Origin of the sequence: Sphingomonas sp. Root710, from assembly GCF_001429065.1 — a bacterium.
Taxonomy (GTDB): domain Bacteria; phylum Pseudomonadota; class Alphaproteobacteria; order Sphingomonadales; family Sphingomonadaceae; genus Rhizorhabdus.
Genome location: NZ_LMIB01000012.1, coordinates 557923 through 572645 on the forward strand (window position 1 = coordinate 557923; position 14723 = coordinate 572645).

Consider the following 14723-nt stretch of genomic DNA (forward strand, 5'->3'; position numbering starts at 1 on the left):
GTAAAGTGGATGCACTTATAAGGAGAGGATCGTCATGACCGCGCTCACCCAGACGCCGCGCTATCCCTATTGGCCTATCACGCGCGGCCGCCGCTTCGCGCTGCCCAGCGGCGCGCGGGTGGCGCTGCTCGTCTATCTCAACATCGAGCATTTCCCGATCGACGTCCCCTTCCCCGCCCATGCCATCTATCCCGGCACCCAGCATATGGTGCCCGACATCCTCAACTATGGCTGGCGCGACTATGGCAACCGGGTCGGCATCTGGCGGATGATGGAGCTGCTGTCGGGCTTCGGCATCCGCGCCAGCGTCAACCTCCACTCCGACGTCTGCCGCGAATATCCCGAGCTGATCAAGGCAGGCGAGGCGCTGAAGTGGGACTGGAACGCGCAGGGCCGCACCTCCGCCGACATCCTGACCAGCATGAGCGACGATCAGGTCCGCGCGATCGTCACCGAAACGATCGACACGATAGCCCAGGCGACCGGCCGTCGCCCCCGCGGCTGGATGGGATCGCACCTCGCCGAGACCGCGACGACGCCCGACATCCTCGCAGAGGCCGGAATCCAGTTCATCAGCGACTATGCCTGTGACGACCAACCCTTCCCGATGCGGGTTACGAAGGGCGACCTGCTGTCGATGCCCTATGCGCTCGAATGCAACGACGTCCCCGGCGTGCTCGGCAAGGGCCTCACCGCACGCGACTTCGCCGACATGCTGATCGACCAGTTCGACGAGATGTACGAGGAGGGGGCGACGATCCCCCGGGTGATGCCCGTGTCGCTTCACCCCTTCATCTCGGGCCACGCCTTCCGCATCCGCCACCTGCGCCGCGCCTTCGAGCATATCACCGGCCACGACGGCGTGTGGCTCGCGACCTGCGACGACATCAACGCCCATTTCCGGGCGACATGCTCGATGGAGGTGGCTGACTAGCCTATTCCTCCCCGGCACGGGGAGGAACTTACCTCCTCAACACTCCACGACATTAACCGCGAGCCCGCCGAGACTCGTCTCCTTGTAGCGGCTCTGCATGTCCTCGCCGGTCTGGCGCATCGTCTCGATCACCGCGTCGAGGCTGACGACATGGCGGCCGTCGCCCTGCAGCGCGAGATAGGCGGCGTTGATCGCCTTGACCGCGCCCATCGTATTGCGTTCGATGCAGGGGATCTGGACGAGCCCGCCGATCGGATCGCAGGTGAGCCCGAGATTATGCTCCATGCCGATCTCGGCGGCATTCTCGATCTGGGCGTTGGTCCCGCCCAGCACCGCCGCGAGGCCCGCCGCCGCCATCGAGCAGGCGACGCCGACCTCGCCCTGGCAGCCCATTTCCGCCGCCGAGATCGACGCGCGCTTCTTGTAGAGGAAGCCGATCGCCGAAGCGGTGAGCAGGAAGCACCGCACCCCTTCGGCATCCGCGCCGGGAATGAAGTCGCGATAATAGCGGATCACCGCCGGGATCACCCCCGCCGCGCCATTGGTCGGCGCGGTGACGACGCGCCCGCCGGCCGCATTCTCCTCGTTCACCGCCAGCGCGAAAAGGCTGACCCATTCGAACACCCGGGCATATTGCTGGTCGGCGGGCTGCGCGCGCAGCCGGGCATGGATCGCCTTCGCGCGCCGCTTCACCTTGAGCCCGCCGGGCAGCAGCCCCTCCTCGCGCATGCCGCGCTCGATCGAGCCGTTCATCGCCTCGGCGATCCGGTCGAGCAGCGCGTCGGTTTCGGCGCGGGGCCGCCAAGCTTCCTCGTTGCGCGCGACGATCGCCGCGATCGACAAGCCGGTCTCCTCGCCCGCCGCCAGCATCTCCGCCGCCGAAGCGAAGGGGTGCCGCTGGACGATATTGTGGCTGCGCAGCGCCAGCGTCTCGCCGACCGCGACGATCGCGCCGCCGCCGACCGAGTGATATTCGCGCTCCACCGTCGCGCCGTTTGCAAGCGTCGCGGCAAAGCGGATCGCGTTCGAATGACCTTCAAGGAACTCGCCCTTGCGGAAGATCAGGTCGCGTTCCTCGTCGAACGGCACCGGGCCCAGGATGGTCGCGATGCGCTTCTCTGCACGGATCGCGTCTACGATGCCGGGAATCGCGGCGGGGTCGACCGCTTCGGGCGTCTCGCCCGACAGGCCGAGCAGGATCGCCCGGTCGGTGGCGTGGCCATGGCCGGTGAGCGCGAGGCTGCCGAACAGCTCGACCCGGATCGCCGTCACCGGCTGCGTCGCCTTGGCCACCTCCTCGATGAAGGCGAAGGCCGCGCGCATCGGCCCAACCGTGTGCGAACTCGACGGCCCGATGCCGATCGTGAAGAGATCGGCAACGCTGATCGCGACGCTGCTGTCGATCCGCGATCGTTCGCGGGGGCGGTTGTCCTGGTTCGCTTCGGTCGGCATCGGCACTCCACATCGGCGTCACCGCCGGTTTCGTGCCCCCTCTGTCGCTTGCGCCTGAGATCGCTATCCCGTCGGCGGACGCCCTGCGGCGTCACTTTCCAGAGTGTCGTCCCGCGCCGGTCCTTTGTGCCTGAGAGTTTCCGGGGCGGTTGCTCCTTCGGCGCCGGCTCCTGGCCGGTCTCTCCCTGCGCGGGGCCCGCCACCGGCGGACGCGGCCAGGATAGAGGCCGCGTGCCGGAAAGCAACGGCGTCAGTCGACGATCGGCAACAGCACCGCGCTCGCCGCCGCGCCGCCGGTGAATATGCTCTGCGTCGCCTTGCGATAATCGCCGGGCTTGGCGAAGAAGATGTTCTTCACATAGCTTTGCGGATTGCGGTCATAGAGCGGGAACCAGCTCGACTGGATCTGCACCATGATGCGGTGGCCGGGCATGAAGCTGTGGTTCACCGCGGGGAGCAGGAAGCGGTAATTCTCCACCTTGCCTGGCTTGAGCGGGCGGGGCTTGTCGAACCCGTCGACATAGCGGCCGCGGAAGATCTCCATGCCGATGCCGAGCTGATAGCCGGCGAGCTTGGGATCGCTGGTCAGCTCTTCCGGATAGACGTCGATCAGCTTGACCACCCAGTCGCTGTCGGTGCCGCTCGTCGCGGCGTGGAGGTCGACCATCGGCTGGCCCAGGATATGCACCGCCTTGGTCAGCGGCGGGGTGACATAGGTCAGAACGTCAGGCCGGCCATCGGCATGGCGCTGATCGGAGACGAGCCAGGGCTTCCACACATCGGCCTGATCCCAATGGACCGGTCGCGCCACGAAGGGCACCGGCTTCGCCGGATCGGACACATAGTCGTCATGCCCGCCCTTCGCCGCCTTGTCCCAGCCGAGCGAAGCCCCGGTCTGCAGGTAGAGCGGGGTCAGCTTCGTATCGAAGATCGCGGCGGTCGGCTGCCAGCGTTTCGCGCCGCTGTCATAGGTCAGCACCGGCGGGGTCACCGCGCGCGGCGCGTTCGTCTTCACATATTGGTCGAGGAAGGGCTTCATCACGTCGCGGCGGAATTGCAGCGCGGTGTCCCCGGTGAAGCGCAGCGGCCCCAGCGTGGTGCCGTCATAATTGACCCCGCTGTGCCGCCACGGCCCGATCACCAGATGGAGCCGCCCGTCGGGATCCTTGGGTTTCAGCGCGCGATAGACCGCGGGCGCGCCATAGCTGTCCTCCTGGTCCCACTGCCCGACGACCAGCATCATCGGCACGGTGAAGGGCCGCGCGGCGAGCGCCTTGTCGACCGCCTGACCCTTCCAGTAATCGTCATAGGCCGGATGCTCCTGCAGCTTGCGCGCGACGGGAAAGGCGTCGAGCCCATAGGCCTTCACATAATCGCCCGCCGATCCGGCCTTCAGCCACAGCGCATATTGGTCGCCGGTGCCCGACGACACCGGGCCGCCATCGTCCTTCGATGCCATCTGCCCGGTGAGATAGTCGTAGGAAGCCTGGCGGAAGGCGCCGTTGTGGAACCAGTCGTCGCCGATCCAGCCATCGGCCATCGGGCTCATCGGCACCACCGCCTTCAGCGCGGGATGCGGATCGACCGTCGCCATCAGCGTGGTGAAGCCGCCATAGGAGGATCCCGTCACCGCGACGCGGCCGTTGCTCTCCGGCACGTTCTTCACCAGCCAGTCGATCGTATCATAGGCATCGGTCGCATGATCGACCGGTGTGTCGTTGAGCGGACCGCGCAGCGGGCGGACCATCACATAATCGCCCTCGGACCGGTTGCGCCCGCGCACATCCTCATAGACGCGGATATAGCCGTCATTGACGAATTCGGCGTCGGAGACGGGCAATATCTCCTCGATCTTCTGGCTCGGATTGCGGCTCGTCGCCTTGCCGGCATTGTAGGGGGTGCGCGTCAGCAGGATCGGCGCGTCCTGCGTGCCCTTGCGCATCACGATGACGGCGAACATCTTCTTGCCGTCGCGCATCGGGATCATCACCTCGCGGCGGATATAGTCCGCCTCGGGCCGGGTGGCGTCGAACGCCGCCGGGATATCGGGCGTCATCGGTGCGGTCATGGTCTGGGCGAAGGCGGTGGTGGCGAGCGCGGCAAGCGCCGCGGCGGCAAGGAAGCGCCGGCTGATCATGGGGAGGTCTCCACGTAATTTTATGTCGCGACCCTATGCCGATCTCGCGGCGGGCGGAAGCGGGAAAGACGCGCGGCATCGGGCCATCCTCTTCCCCCGGAGGGCCGCGCCCGCTACAGGCGCATTCCATGATCCTCGTCATCGACAATTATGACAGCTTCACCTGGAACCTGGTCCATTATCTGATGGAGCTCGGGGCCGAAGTCGAAGTCGTGCGCAACGACGCGATCGGCGTCGGCCAGGCAATGTCGAGCGGGGCCGAAGCCTTCCTGATCTCGCCGGGCCCCTGCACCCCCAACGAAGCGGGCATCTCGCTCGAACTGGTCGGCGCCTGCGCGGCGGAGAAGCGGCCGCTGCTTGGGGTCTGCCTCGGCCATCAGTCGATCGGCCAATATTTCGGCGGCCAGGTGATCCGCGCGCCGCAGCTGATGCACGGCAAGACCAGCCCGATCCTCCATGACAATAGCGGCCTCTACGAAGGCCTGCCCTCGCCCTTCACCGCGACCCGCTATCACTCGCTGATCGTGCCCGAGGAGGGGATGCCCGCCGATCTGGTGATCAACGCGCGCACCCCCGATGGGCAGGTGATGGGCGTGCGCCACGCGACCCTGCCGATCCACGGCGTTCAGTTCCATCCGGAAAGCATCGCCACCGAACATGGCCATGCGATGCTCGCCAATTTCATGCGCGCGGCCGGGATGAAGGTGAAGGAGCGCGCCTGACTTGGGCACACTGCCGGATCCGCTCTTCCCGCTCGATCAGCAGACCGCCTACGAGATTTTCTCGGGCGTATTCGATGGCGCTTATGACGAGGAAGATCTGTTCGCCTTCCTGACCGGCATGGCCGAACGCGACGAGACCAGCCCCGAGATCGCAGGCGCGGCGCTGGCGATGCGCGAGCGCATGGTGACCATCGCCGCTCCGCCCGGCACGATCGACGTGTGCGGCACCGGCGGCGACGGCGCGCACAGCCTGAATGTCTCCACCGCGGTCGCGATCGTCGTCGCTGGGGCGGGGGTGCCGGTCGCCAAGCATGGCAACCGCGCGGCATCGTCGAAGGCGGGTGCCGCCGACACATTGGAGGCGCTCGGCCTCGATCTCGACCGCGCGTCCGAGCGGGCCGAGGGGTCGCTCGCCGAGATCGGCCTGTGCTTCCTCTTCGCGCAGAAGCACCACCCCGCGCTCAAGCCGCTCGGCCCCATCCGCAAGCGCATCGCGCGGCGCACGATCTTCAACCTGCTCGGGCCGATCTGCAATCCGGCCGGCGTCACCCGCCAGCTGATCGGCGTCGCCCGGCCCGACTTCATCCCCGTCTATGCCGGCGCGATCGAGCGGATCGGCTGCGACGCGATGATGCTGGTCGCGGGCGACGAACCGCTCGACGAACTGTCGATCGGCGGGCCCAGCAGTATTTTCCGCCTCGGCGGCATCGGCTTCGGCCCCGAACGCTTCGAACCCGGCCTCGCGGGGCTGGAGCGCCACCCGCTCGACGCAATCCGCGGCGGCGATCCCGCCTATAACGCCGCCGCCCTCGCCCGCCTGCTCGACGGCGAGGCCGGGGCCTATCGCGACGCGGTCCTCCTCAACGCCGCCGCCGCGCTGATCGTCGCGGGCAAGGCGGACGGCTGGGCGGCGGGCGTGGCGCTCGCGGCCGAGAGCATCGACAGCGGCGCGGCCAAGGCGCTGCTGGCGAAATGGATCGCTTTTTAAACTCGCTTCAAACCCACACCGTCATTCCCGCGAAAGCGGGAATCCATGGACGGCGTCCAGCCCAGTCGAAAGCGCTCCGTGACCGTAGATTCCCGCTTTCGCGGGAATGACGACACAGTAGGCGGAGCGATTACCGCTCCTCCCGCCCTATCCACTTCTCGACCGCAGGCGGCGTGTAAGCCTGCATCCGCGCCACCAGCGCCGCCGGATCGCTCTCCACCATCAGCATCGCCCGGTGCGCGTCGCGCAGGAAGCCCGCTTCCACGACATCGTCGATGAAGCTCGTCAGCTTGTCGTAGAAACCCGCGATGTTGAGCAGCGCGACCGGCTTGGCATGGTCGCCCAACTGGCCCCAGGTCCAGATCTCGAACAGCTCCTCAAAGGTGCCGATCCCGCCCGACAGCGCGATGAAGCCGTCGGACATGTCCGCCATCATCGCCTTGCGCTGGTGCATCGAATCGACAAGGTGAAGCTCGGTCAGCCCCTTATGCTCGACCTCCAGGCGCGCCAGCGCATGCGGGATCACCCCATAGGCCTTCGCCCCCGCCGCCATCGCCGAGTCGGCGACGATCCCCATCAGCCCGACCCGCCCGCCGCCATAGACCAGATCGATCCCCGCCGCCGCGAGCGCCGTACCGAGCGCGCGGGCGGCCTCGGCATGGGCGGGATCGAAGCCGGGACTGGAGCCGCAGAAGACGCAGAGACGCTTGATCATCGATTCCCTTTTCCCGTCATCCCGGACTTGATCCGGGATCCCGCTTATCTTCTTCCCGGCCATAAAAAAGAAGCTGGATCCCGGATCAAGTCCGGGATGACGAGAAGGAAAGCCTATGTCTTCATCGCCGCGCTCAACGGCATCGGGCCATCGCCCAGGCTCAGCGCCAGCCGGTCGGTGAAGCCCAGCGTCATGCCGTGGAAGCGCGCGATCAGGTCGGTGTCCATCGTGTAGAGCGCCTCGAGGAATTTGTAGCTCTCCGGCACCGGCGTCTCGCGCAGCATCCGCTTGGCGAAGCGCCTGTAATAATCACGCTTCGCCCAGGCCTTCGCGGCATGGGCGTGGAGCATCTTGTGCAGCGCCGTGCCCGACCAGTCCTTCGCCTGGGCGATCATCAGCGCGGTGCGCGCCGCGTCGCCCAGCGTGTTGCCGCTGACCGGGTGGAACAGCCCGGCGCGCAGGCCGACCTTGGCCACCCCCTCGCCGCCCGACCGCCAATAATCCTCGAAGTCGCCGCCGACCGCGACCGGCACGATTCCCGCCTGCCCGCGCGCCGAACTGCGGATGCGCCAGCCGAAGCGCGCCGCATGGTTGACGATGCGGTTGCCATGGTCGGTCATGTCGAGCTCGGGATGCGCCTCGTACCGGACGTCCTCGATGAACAGCCGGTCGCTCTCGATCGGCAGCATCGTCATGTACTGGAAGCCCTCGGCCGGATCGGCAGCGGCGTCGATCAGCGTGGCGCGGCGAACGCTGTGCGGCCCGTCCAGCGTCAGCTCATAGCCGACGAATTTGCGCCAGTGCAGGTCGAGCAGCGACAGGTCGCCCGGCCCCCGCGCGTCGACCACGCCATGCGCCGCGATCATCGTGCCGTCCTCCAGCACGACGCCGTCGGCGCTCACCCCGGCGGCGCGACGCCCGGTCAATATGCTCTCGGCGGGCATCGCCTCGCGCAGCGCCGCGTCGAACCGGTCGGAGCGGATCGAATAGAAAGGCTGGGGCAGCGCGCGCTTGTAGCGCGGGAAGACCACCGAGAATTCGCGCCAGCCATAATTGACCAGCGGCCGCAGCAGGTCCTTCTCCGCCGCGCCCACATCGCTGTCGATGAACGACCAGAGGTGATTGCCGCCCAGCGCCGGCGCCGCCTCGATCAGCAATATCCGCTTGTCGGGCTGGGCACGGCGCGCGGCCATGGCGATGAGACCGCCGGACAGGCCGCCGCCTATAATCGCGAGATCGCACGCCACGCCGGTCATTACGCGGACATATAGGCGACGGCATGCGCTCTGCCCAGCCGTGCAGAACGGGCTTTCGCACAAGCCGGTCTTCCGTTACGATTGTTGACATCCCCGGGGAGCCTCAGGCTGAGAGGTGGTGCTGAAATGCCCACGACCCGCTGAACCTGATCCGGCTCGCACCGGCGTAGGAAGGGAATCGCCGCATGCGGCCTCTCCTCTTTCGACGATGCGAGTCCCAATGGAGCGACTTGTCATGGCCGATATTCCTGCACGCACCGAAATGAAGGTGACCACCGGCCCGATCCGGGGATCGCGCAAGATCCATGTCGAGGGCCCCCAGGGCGTCCGCGTGGCAATGCGCGAGATCGCGCTGGAGCCGTCGGCGAACGAACCGCCCGTGCGCGTCTATGACTGCTCCGGCCCTTATACGGACGACAATGCGCAGATCGATATCATGGCGGGCCTGCCCGCGCTGCGCCGCGACTGGATCGTCAGCCGCGGCGATGTCGAGGAATATGAGGGCCGCGCGATCAAGCCCGAGGATAACGGCCTGAAGGGCCCGGACCGCAGCGGCGGCGTTACCCCCTTCCCCAATGTCGTCAAGCGCCCGCTCCGCGCCAAGGCGGGCCAGAACGTCTCCCAGATGCACTATGCCCGGCGCGGCATCATCACGCCCGAAATGGAATATGTCGCGATCCGCGAGAATGTCGGCCGCGCCGCGCTCAAGGAGAAGCTGCTGCGCGACGGCGAGGATTTCGGCGCGTCGATTCCCGACTATGTGACGCCCGAATTCGTGCGCGACGAGGTCGCCCGCGGCCGCGCGATCATCCCCAGCAACATCAACCACCCCGAATCCGAACCGATGGCGATCGGCCGCAACTTCCTGGTCAAGATCAACGCCAATATCGGCAATTCGGCGGTCGCCTCCGACGTCGCCGCCGAGGTCGACAAGATGGTCTGGTCGATCCGCTGGGGCGCCGACACTGTCATGGACCTGTCGACCGGCCGCAACATCCACGACACCCGCGAATGGATCCTGCGCAACAGCCCTGTCCCGATCGGCACCGTGCCGATCTATCAGGCGCTGGAAAAGGTGAACGGCATCGCCGAGGACCTGACATGGGAAATCTTCCGCGACACGCTGATCGAGCAGGCCGAGCAGGGCGTCGACTATTTCACCATCCACGCCGGCGTCCGCCTGCCCTTCATCCCGATGACCGCGAAGCGCGTCACCGGCATCGTCAGCCGCGGCGGTTCGATCATGGCGAAATGGTGCCTCGCGCACCACAAGGAGAGCTTCCTCTACGAGCGCTTCGAGGAAATCTGCGAGATCATGAAGGCCTATGACGTCGCCTTCTCGCTGGGCGACGGCCTGCGCCCCGGATCGATCGCCGACGCCAATGACGAAGCGCAGTTCAGCGAACTCAAAACGCTGGGTGAGCTGACCCAGATCGCCTGGAAGCATGACGTGCAGGTGATGATCGAAGGTCCCGGCCATGTGCCGATGCACAAGATCAAGGCGAACATGGACAAGCAGCTCGAGGCGTGCGGCGAAGCCCCCTTCTACACGCTCGGGCCGCTGACCACCGACATCGCGCCGGGCTACGACCATATCACCAGCGCGATCGGCGCGGCGATGATCGGCTGGTTCGGCACCGCGATGCTCTGCTACGTCACGCCCAAGGAGCATCTCGGCCTGCCCGACCGCGACGACGTGAAAGTCGGCGTCGTCACCTACAAGCTCGCCGCCCACGCCGCCGACCTCGCCAAGGGCCACCCCGCCGCCAAGCTGCGCGACGACGCGCTGAGCCGCGCCCGCTTCGAATTCCGCTGGCGCGACCAGTTCAACCTGTCGCTCGACCCCGACACGGCCGAGCAGTACCACGACCAGACGCTCCCGGCCGAGGGCGCCAAAACGGCTCATTTCTGCTCTATGTGTGGCCCGAAATTCTGCTCGATGAAGATCACCCAAGAAGTTCGCGACTTCGCCGCGACCCAGAACGCCCCGGTCGAAACCTTCATCGCGGCGGGTGAGGCCGAGGCCGGGATGCGCGCGATGAGCGATGTGTTCAAGGAGAAGGGCGGGGAGATTTATCTGCCGGCGGCGGAGTGAGGGCGATCTATCTCCGCTTAGTCAGGCTTGACTAGGCCCATTCGAGAAGCTGCTCGATGTACTTTGAGATGAGCCAATCTGGCTCTTGGCTCATCCAATCCTGTTATTAGATTAGCAAGGCCAAAATGCAGACGGTTTTTTGGGAAATCATAATAAAAAGGCGACATCCAGCCTAGTAGGGCGATGGCGGCCGACAAAATAATTGTGAAAATATTTGCTGATAGAGGTGTCGCGGAAGAACCCCATACATCTCGGGCCATGGTGAGCCACAGAATCCAACAACCTGCCACTGCCAAAATTAGAAAAATTACGAAAAATATTAAATAGGCTATCTGTCCATAGGATCGTTTAGGGGTCCAGGTAATAAATCTAGAATTCCCGATGATTCCTGGCAAAAAGTGAAAATTCCAAAATGCATCCGGAAATTTAAGAAGTACCTCTATTTTCTCAGATGGGTCGGCTTGCTTAAATTTTGCTAGAAACCAGTTCTGGATAAATGTCTGCTTGCAATAGGATACACAAAAAGCCGCCGTCGTTACACTCAATGCGACCAAAGCGGTGTGGCTAAATATTGCTGAAGATACGTCTATTCCACCCGCATTGAAGCTTTTAAGCATGTCAAAATGTGACAGAATGCTTAAGGATATTGCTCCTATAAGCCATACTCCCGCAGTCCTGGAAGAACTCTGAACTGATTGAAAAGATTGGTATATTCTTTCGTCCAATTCTTCTGAGAGATAGAGGCGTTGACCTACTAAAAGACGAAACACTTGACCGTCTGTCATCTTCTGTGTTTTTACGATGTACTGGCCTGAACGCCTGCGCCATTTCGACATTCGCCTCTCCCACGCCGGTAGGCAGTCAGTGATAAATCAACTACCCCTTTTGGACTCAATAATGATACCGGCACTGCGCGATCTCCAGCGCCTGCGCCTCGCCCTTCCCGCTTACCCGATAAACCAGCCGATGCTCGCTGTTGATCCGGCGGGACCACCAGCCGCTTAGGTTTCCGCCTAACGGCTCGGGCTTGCCGGTGCCGCGAAAGGGATCGCGGCGGCATTCCTTGATCAGGTCGTTAAGCCGGGCGAGGAGCTTGGGGTCTTCGGCCTGCCAGTGGAGATAATCGGCCCAGGCCGTAGGCCAGAAGACGAGCTTCACGGCTCGATCAGATCATGCTCTTCGCCCTCGCCGGCTTCCAATCCCCTGATCGCGTCCAGCAGACGTGCGGCATTGGCGGGCGAGCGCAGCAGGTAGAGCGTCTCTTCGATCGATGCCCATTCGCTGGCGGAGACGATCACCACCCCCTCCTGCCCGCGCGCCCGGGTGATCGCGACCGGCGCGCGGTCGGCGACGACCTTGTCCATCACCGCCTTGAGGTTGGCGCGGGTGTCCGAGAAGCTGAGTGAGTCCATGGGAGTAATGTACGTTTTTTTGTACATAAATCAATGAGGCTCACTGACGGCTCATGTCCAGACTTGCAATGTAGGGATGCATTTGCTGCCGTTTTTACCGGTGCCTGCGCATCCCGCTCTTTCTCATGACCGGACCGAAACATTTGCCCGCCCGCAAGCCGAGAAAAATCGGGAGCAGGGCTTCCGAAAAAAAAAAAGCGAAAAACGAGCAAACGACCCCATGCACCCGGACTTGCTAAGAACCATTCGCAAAACATGCCGGACGCGAGGGGCATGACGGGCGGTGCCAAGTCGGCCGTCCGCCCTTGCATTTTTCCGGCCCATCGCTACGTTACATGTAACGGAGTCGCCCATGAACCGCCCACACCCCGCCGATAGCAAGACCCGTGTAGCACGCCATCGCGCGGCGATGCGGGAGAAGGGGTATCGACTGAAGCAGTTCTGGCTCCCGGATGTGCGGACGGCTGCATTCAAGGAACAGGCGCGCCGCGACTCCGCCGCGATGTCGGCCCAGATTGAGCGGGACGACGATATGGCCTTCGTCGAAGCGGCCCAATATTGGCCCGAGCAGGACGATTGAAACGCGGTGATATCGTCACGGTCGCGGCGGGCGGTGGCTTCGGCGGCAAGCCCCGTCCTGCGCTGGTCCTGCAAAGCGACGATTATCCCACGGGCGCCGTCCTTCTCGCCCTGCTCACCAGCAGCATCACGGACGACGAGACGATAAGGCCCCGCATCGAACCGAGCGGAACCAATGGGCTGGCGCGCGTTTCGGATGTAATGGTCGATGTCATCGTCACGGTTCGTCGTGAAAAGACGGACAGCGTGGTCGGCCGATTGTCCGACGACGATATGGGCCGGGTGGAACGCGCCTTGCTGGTCTTCCTGGGGATGGCCGGCTGAGCCGGTCAGGCAGCTACATCGGCGTTTCGCCATTCACAGCGCCTGCAACCGCCACCGTTATTTTTTAGTGGATCTTTGTTTCGTCGGTAATATGTTCTCTATATGTTCGAATAAGGGAGCGAGTCGCCGTGACGACCATCAGCGCGGATAAGGCGGGGATCGATTACCCGGGAATCGGCTTTCTGGAAGATGGCGGCATCATCAGCTTCGACAGCGTCGGAAGCCTGACCGGGATAATTGCGGAGTTGGAGAGCCGGGCAGCGCACGTCCGATCTGAGATCGTGGACGGTGCCGGGCGACGCTGGCGCGTTGCAGGCGTACGCCGCAGCCACACGGAGCCTGAGCGGAGCTGGTGGCAATTCTGGCGTCCGGCCGTCTCGCCTGTCCGGCTGGATATCGACCTGGAAGAAATGGCGCCGCTGAGCTTCGAGGCCTGCCGCGACCGCGGGGCGGCGCACGTCGCAACCTTGTTCGATGGGGACGACCGGGTTCTGGCGCGCATCGGCGCGGCTGCAACCATGGAAGAGCTGAGCGATGCCTGCATGTCCGTCATGCTGCGGACAGCGAACCGTCGCATCCTTCAGGGCGCTGTGGATGTGAAGACCGCCACGTCGATCGACGTTGCGCGCAGAGCGATGGTCCTGTTTGCCGCAGTGCGGGTGTCCCACAAGGTGGGCAGCCTGAATGTCCTCGGCTGGCTTGACCAGCACGACCTGATCAGCGCCATGTCCCCGGACGAAGTCGATCTGTTCGGAACGCTCCGGCCATCGGACGAGCAGCGGGCAAGAGCAGGCTGGAACATTGAAGCATTGGCAGCCCTCGTCTGGGCTCTCGGTAAAAGGGACATGCCGGAGTTCGGCCAGTTCGTCGACGACATTGCGCCGGTGATGGAGATCGTCCCGCCGACTGCGGCGATCAGCGTGCGCGACTTCATGACGGCGGCGGAGTTGAGACCTATGCAGGAAATCGCGGCGATGGCGGAGAGCTATTGGCAGCGTCTCCCAGAAGCCCAGGCCGCTGGCGAGGATGCCCATGAGGCAGCCTTTCGACGCTGTGTCGCCCTGCAATGGATCGTGACTCCACAAATGGGCTGGGAATAGCGGCCACGTTGCTTTCCTTCATCAGAGGCTGTCGAAATAGTGCTTGTCTAACCGACCTGTTTTTCCGGGGTTGGGCCGTATGAGAGTCCGATAATCGTAAGGTCTCGCAGACAATGTTCTCATTTTGTTCTTGACATGTGACTGCTTTTATGCCAGCGTGACCGTGCTGTAGATATCGCGCGAGTCATCCGTTTTAGCGGACAAGTCGGGGCGCGGTCCGGCGCGAGTTGTTTCGAAAAGCTGAGCCGTCTTCTGGCAGCATCATGCGTGCGCCGAACGGTCGCGCCCATTCCAAATTGGAGATTAAAAATGACCACGCCTCCCCGGCGGCCGTGGCCTGTCGCGGATCTCGACGGGCCGAACCCCTATGCCTCAGTTACCAGTGATTATGGTCGCGAAGTCGACAGGTACGCCGGAAAGTTTCGGGATTTTACTCGAAACCTATCCAATTACTTACCCATTGCCGGATCGACGCTCGATGCCGTGGATGATTTCCATGAAGGCAATTACGCCAGAGGAGCCTTCAACAGCGCTGTCGCGGCAGTCGAGGCTGCGACTGTTTTACCCTACGCGAAGGCGCTTAGCATGGTCAAAAGAGTGAATGACATGCGGCGCAAGACAACGCCTCTACTCGCCAGGGCCAAAACCCAAACCAATCGCATACGAAAAACGGAAGCCGTTCTACCGGGCTATGAGGTCCATCATACGATACCGATGAAAGGATGGGGGCCGATCCCGCAAGCGAGCCGCGATGCCGAGGGGCTGCTTAGGAACCATCCCTTGAACATGAAGATCTTACCCGAGCATCTGCACGATGGCGTGCATCACGGTTTCGGCAATCGTTACACCGATCCAGCGCTCCAACTATGGCACGGCACCAACGCTTTCCATAAGGCAACTATCGCATCAGCCGGTGCCGCCGCAGCCGATATCCACGAGAATAATACGCGTGCCGTTCAGGCGCCCCAACCAAAACAGCGCTAAGAAATAAAAAGTTCCTCTTTTGTTC

Annotated in this window: 15 protein-coding genes and 2 riboswitches; of the genes, 8 read left to right on the forward strand and 7 right to left on the reverse strand. The window is 63.8% G+C overall.

The window, feature by feature from the left end; translation table 11 throughout:
- Nucleotides 1–34 precede the first annotated feature (34 nt).
- Nucleotides 35–934, forward strand: coding sequence for a polysaccharide deacetylase family protein (locus ASE00_RS12565; protein WP_056380700.1), 900 nt, complete (start codon nt 35–37; stop codon nt 932–934).
- A gap of 36 nt (nt 935–970) precedes the next feature.
- Here ASE00_RS12565 and ASE00_RS12570 read toward each other — a convergent pair whose 3' ends face one another.
- Both ASE00_RS12570 and ASE00_RS12575 read right to left on the reverse strand, forming a co-directional pair.
- On the reverse strand, nt 971–2386 hold the full coding sequence (locus tag ASE00_RS12570) for an L-serine ammonia-lyase (protein WP_056380702.1): 1416 nt from the start codon (nt 2384–2386) through the stop codon (nt 971–973).
- 107 nt (nt 2387–2493) lie between these two features.
- A riboswitch (glycine riboswitch) is annotated at nt 2494–2583 on the reverse strand.
- A 53-nt stretch (nt 2584–2636) separates the two neighbouring features.
- Nucleotides 2637–4523, reverse strand: a complete 1887-nt coding sequence (locus ASE00_RS12575; protein ID WP_056380704.1) for a CocE/NonD family hydrolase — start codon at nt 4521–4523, stop codon at nt 2637–2639.
- 128 nt (nt 4524–4651) lie between these two features.
- Here ASE00_RS12575 and ASE00_RS12580 point away from each other — a divergent pair, with 128 nt between their 5' ends.
- Together ASE00_RS12580 and trpD are read left to right on the forward strand one after the other, a co-directional pair.
- The gene (locus tag ASE00_RS12580; RefSeq protein ID WP_056380706.1) at nt 4652–5245 is read left to right on the forward strand and encodes an anthranilate synthase component II; all 594 of its coding nucleotides are present in this window, start codon (nt 4652–4654) and stop codon (nt 5243–5245) included.
- A 1-nt stretch (nt 5246) separates the two neighbouring features.
- Nucleotides 5247–6233 (forward strand): anthranilate phosphoribosyltransferase, encoded by a 987-nt coding sequence (trpD, locus tag ASE00_RS12585; protein ID WP_056380708.1) that lies wholly within the window; start codon nt 5247–5249, stop codon nt 6231–6233.
- Nucleotides 6234–6363: 130 nt separating this feature from the next.
- Here the strand turns inward: trpD and ASE00_RS12590 are convergent, their stop codons facing one another.
- Both ASE00_RS12590 and crtY read right to left on the reverse strand, forming a co-directional pair.
- A complete protein-coding gene (locus ASE00_RS12590) occupies nt 6364–6948 on the reverse strand; it encodes a TIGR00730 family Rossman fold protein (RefSeq protein WP_056381641.1) in 585 nt (194 codons plus the stop codon).
- Between the two features lie 113 nt (nt 6949–7061).
- The gene (gene crtY / locus ASE00_RS12595; protein ID WP_056380710.1) at nt 7062–8204 is read right to left on the reverse strand and encodes a lycopene beta-cyclase CrtY; all 1143 of its coding nucleotides are present in this window, start codon (nt 8202–8204) and stop codon (nt 7062–7064) included.
- 84 nt (nt 8205–8288) lie between these two features.
- A riboswitch (TPP riboswitch) is annotated at nt 8289–8394 on the forward strand.
- A gap of 45 nt (nt 8395–8439) precedes the next feature.
- On the opposite strand from crtY, the gene thiC reads away from it, so the two are divergent.
- Nucleotides 8440–10299: a phosphomethylpyrimidine synthase ThiC gene (gene thiC / locus ASE00_RS12600; protein WP_056380712.1), complete on the forward strand. Its 1860-nt coding sequence runs from the start codon at nt 8440–8442 to the stop codon at nt 10297–10299.
- A 17-nt stretch (nt 10300–10316) separates the two neighbouring features.
- Here the strand turns inward: thiC and ASE00_RS23485 are convergent, their stop codons facing one another.
- Genes ASE00_RS23485 through ASE00_RS12610 form a run of 3 tightly spaced genes read right to left on the reverse strand, consistent with a single transcriptional unit; the run spans nt 10317 to nt 11711 of the window.
- On the reverse strand, nt 10317–11135 hold the full coding sequence (locus ASE00_RS23485; RefSeq protein ID WP_156405406.1) for a hypothetical protein: 819 nt from the start codon (nt 11133–11135) through the stop codon (nt 10317–10319).
- 55 nt (nt 11136–11190) lie between these two features.
- Nucleotides 11191–11457 (reverse strand): Txe/YoeB family addiction module toxin, encoded by a 267-nt coding sequence (locus tag ASE00_RS12605; protein ID WP_056380715.1) that lies wholly within the window; start codon nt 11455–11457, stop codon nt 11191–11193.
- Nucleotides 11454–11711, reverse strand: a complete 258-nt coding sequence (locus ASE00_RS12610; RefSeq protein WP_056380717.1) for a type II toxin-antitoxin system Phd/YefM family antitoxin — start codon at nt 11709–11711, stop codon at nt 11454–11456. Before ASE00_RS12610 ends, ASE00_RS12605 begins: the two co-directional genes overlap by 4 nt.
- Nucleotides 11712–12063: 352 nt before the next feature.
- Here ASE00_RS12610 and ASE00_RS22970 point away from each other — a divergent pair, with 352 nt between their 5' ends.
- The 4 genes from ASE00_RS22970 (at nt 12064) to ASE00_RS23490 (ending at nt 14698) form a co-directional block, all read left to right on the forward strand.
- A complete protein-coding gene (locus tag ASE00_RS22970; RefSeq protein WP_082594653.1) occupies nt 12064–12291 on the forward strand; it encodes an antitoxin MazE family protein in 228 nt (75 codons plus the stop codon).
- Nucleotides 12288–12614, forward strand: coding sequence for a type II toxin-antitoxin system PemK/MazF family toxin (locus tag ASE00_RS12615; RefSeq protein ID WP_056380718.1), 327 nt, complete (start codon nt 12288–12290; stop codon nt 12612–12614). The genes ASE00_RS22970 and ASE00_RS12615 overlap by 4 nt, the downstream gene beginning before the upstream one ends.
- Before the next feature lie 128 nt (nt 12615–12742).
- Nucleotides 12743–13714 carry a DUF4272 domain-containing protein gene (locus ASE00_RS12620; RefSeq protein ID WP_056380720.1) on the forward strand — a complete coding sequence of 324 codons (972 nt, stop codon included), beginning with the start codon at nt 12743–12745 and terminating at the stop codon, nt 13712–13714.
- 309 nt (nt 13715–14023) lie between these two features.
- Nucleotides 14024–14698 (forward strand): hypothetical protein, encoded by a 675-nt coding sequence (locus ASE00_RS23490; RefSeq protein ID WP_156405407.1) that lies wholly within the window; start codon nt 14024–14026, stop codon nt 14696–14698.
- Nucleotides 14699–14723 lie beyond the last annotated feature (25 nt).